Raw genomic sequence first — 3,295 nt, 5'->3', positions numbered from 1 at the left:
CTCCGCCAGCAGAACTTCACTGAATTGCAGCGTGCCGCTTTGACCAACCGCAGTAAGACTAAAGAAATCTCCTTCACAAACTTGCGTATTACGATTTATCCAAATACTACCTAGATAAAACATAAATCCGAACGACACCGTGGAATCCAACGGCGATCTATAATAAATGGAAAAGTCGTTGTCACAGTTTGCCCCATCGTCAAAAGTAGGCAGCTGCGTTATTGTTTCGCAGGCTTTCGGAATATTTTCATAATTGACGAATTCAAAATTCGTGTAATACATCGTTTCGGGAGGAGTTGCCAAAACCAGACCGATAAATAATACTTCGCAAAGCAATATCTTTTTCATCATTTCCTCCTGGCGACAACAGTATTCATTTCCGGGGCAAATGGAATACCGTAAACTTGTGCGTATTGGTGAACTGTTACGTTCTTGCCGAGAAAACGTCCGTAAAGGGATTTATTCGATTGACCAAGAATCAAATCGGCGTTCGGGGCGAAAATTGTGCCCGCCCACATTCCTTCCACCGTCATTGTTTCTGTGCCGTGCTGAATGAGTTTGAAGCCTTTGGCGACTTTTCCCAAGTCATCATTCAACGTTCTTGCCCGCCAAATGACGCTGCCGTTTAAATGCAAAATGGTCTGCATTCCCGGATAGATGAACAGCACTTTGCTGCCGGATTCCAATTGGATATTCCCAATGTACATTTCTCCAGCTTCCACCAAAAGTGTTCCTCCAGAGTGCACTTTTAATGTCTGGAAATGGTCACCGTCTTTCAAGGTGTAACTTTCGTTGTAGGCGATTTCTTTAATGGTTTCCCCTACATTTTGCATTGTCGGTAGTTCAGCGATTTGGTATGGCCACAGGGTTTCTAATTGAAGGATAAAGGCTTTGTCGAATCTTGCATTATTTTGTTTTTCCAAGTCCAACATTTTTCCCGGCAAAGAATAAATCCGAGCATTCCCCGTTACCACTGCATAATCTCTCAAAAAAATGCCACCTTTTGACGTAATCCGACGGACATAAGCACTGCGTCCAATGCTCACCGCATACGCCGAATCCTTTGATTCCGATGCAATGTCACAATTTTTTGAATTTTGATGACATCTTACTCCGTCATTTACGGACAGATGCTCCCTCGCATAAAGCGTCAGAATTCCGGGAACATCCAGACCAATTTCTATCAGAGTGAAATCATCGTCCGCATCGTAAACATCCGATTCCTCGTCCTCTTTCAATCCGTTTTTATTTTTATCTTCTGCACCATCCGCCTTGCCTCCGCCATCCGAATCCCAATCCAACTCGGCGCGTAAGCTATCGCCATCGATATCGGCATAAGTCAATTGTGTTATGCCATATTTCCAACTAGAAGAATCTTTATCTGTAAGGGAATCCCTTATCATATAAGAAAACACTTCTGTTTTGTCGTTAATGCCATCTCCATCGGAATCTGGATTTTCTGGATTGGTTCCGAAGCGTTCGATTTCATCGTAGTCCATCATGCCGTCCCCATCGCTGTCCGTATGAATGCGCGCATCGGACATTCGGACAGAACCATTCACATTTGCGGCAATGAACCCTTCCAATGCAGAGGATTTCAAAACGCGCCATTCCACTGTTCCGTCATTGTCCGTGTTCAACAGGCGAACGTCCATACGCCCTGAAAGCGAAATCCGGTAGGCATCCAAAATCATCACATGTGTATGATTCCAAACGTAAAGGGGAATCCCTGCATTTATCCACGTTTTCACGTCCGTTTCTGAAGGAAGTGAATTTTTACGGACTAGTGACGCATTTTCATTCAATACCCAAAGCAACAAAGAAGAAAAATATATAGTATCAAGTCCTCCTTGCGCATCATGCAGGAATGCTCCTAAAATTTTCGCTTTTATAGAATCGGAAAAAACGGACAGATTAGGATAGTCTTTAAACATTAATTTAATCTCGTCTTGAGCAATGTTCCCGCCATAATAGTGATTCAGCACCTGCGCACCGACCGCCCAGCAACGGAAGCTTTCCTCTTCATCATAATGAGAATGCTCTAAATGCGGTTCGTCCCATTTTCGTACAACCGCCATCTCACCCCACTTTACGTCCAGCAGCCTTGTGTCCTTGCGCGCGGCAAGTGGTGTCACATCCAGCTTGTTTTCAAGAATCCAGGCGGTATCGGTAAAAACCGAAATCCGTTGCCAAAACAGGTCGTCCAAGGGCTTTGCGTCCCCTTCCCAGACGGCACTTCCCAAGCCGTATTCGGAAGATTCTACTCGCCAAAGATATTCCCCAGAATCCAAAGCCGCGTCCGCTTGATTCTTTTCCGTTATTTTTTGGAATACGGTCGCTGAATCCGCAGCAGAAAGAACATTCAATCGGTAACTTTTTGCGCCATCGACTTCATGCCAGGCGAAGTGTACTTTTTCTCCGGGAGAAAGAGAAACTCCCGAACCGGACGGGAGCGAAATTGGAGCAGCATCCAGGAGAGTCCTCGGCAAAATTCCTTGAACAAATTCCCCGTTGATATAGATAGCAATTTTTTCAGTTGTTGAAAAATTTTCGGATGCGGGATAGCTGTAATCCGCATTTTTTGCAAAATTGCTCCAGTCCGAAAAATGCAAGCCCAAAGAAAGGCCGCCGCTGTCCGGGAAAATTCCAGGAGGCAGCGTAGGAATTAAAATTTTCATAAAAGGAATTCCGGAATCTGGCATTATGATTTCGGCAAGCAAATTGGAAGGATGATGCCTTTCCACTTGAACCGGTAATTTCTTTTTTGAGAGAAAATAGCGCAGTTCCACATTTCGGAGTGAATCGCCCGAATCGTTAAATAGACGGATTCGGAGTGCTGTCTGCGCTTCATTTGAAGGTTGCTCGTCGCGACTTTCTACCGTCATCGCCAAAATTGAACTCGCCAAGGCGAGAATTGCGAAACAAAAGCGGAAGGCCATTCCATACCTCTTTTTAAATGGTTGAGGATAATATAACTAAAATTCTTTTGAATTGGAATTTCTATTTCTTAAGGCCTTTTTTGTACGTATGTTTTTGGTATTCGAAAATTATTCAGAGTGTTTTATTCTGTTTTGCACGAGTGCGCTCCTCGCTCCCCCTTCGGGCTCGACACGGGGCGTCGAGTCCACCTTCGCCTTTCACGGGCTTTGCCCACAAAGTCGAAGTTGTCGGCCCCTCTTCTCGGGTCCTCGTCCCTTTTAGCATAAAAAAAGACGCTTTGCGGCGTCTTTTTGTTTTAGAGCGGGAAAAGGGAGTGATTCGCTCGGAGTCTCGCGCACGAGCGCGCTCCTCGCTC

General features: G+C 45.1%; 2 protein-coding genes. Both read right to left on the bottom strand.

Annotated features, from left to right (window positions below):
• Positions 1-351, bottom strand: a 351-nt coding sequence (locus B5D40_RS15705) for a hypothetical protein (RefSeq protein WP_159446928.1), incomplete at its 3' end; no start/stop codon positions are given.
• A complete protein-coding gene (locus B5D40_RS11480; protein WP_143394346.1) occupies positions 348-2,885 on the bottom strand; it encodes a hypothetical protein in 2,538 nt (845 codons plus the stop codon). The genes B5D40_RS15705 and B5D40_RS11480, both read right to left, overlap by 4 nt.
• Between the last annotated feature and the right edge of the window lie 410 nt (positions 2,886-3,295).

Origin of the sequence: Fibrobacter intestinalis, from assembly GCF_900167415.1 — a bacterium.
In the GTDB taxonomy this organism is placed as follows: domain Bacteria; phylum Fibrobacterota; class Fibrobacteria; order Fibrobacterales; family Fibrobacteraceae; genus Hallerella; species Hallerella intestinalis.
This window is presented reverse-complemented; position numbering and strand designations above follow the sequence as displayed.

Coding starts and splice junctions, on each gene's coding strand:
- B5D40_RS11480 (WP_143394346.1), bottom strand. CDS start 2,885: ATGACGGTAGAAAGTCGCGACGAGCAACCTTCAAATGAAGCGCAGACA.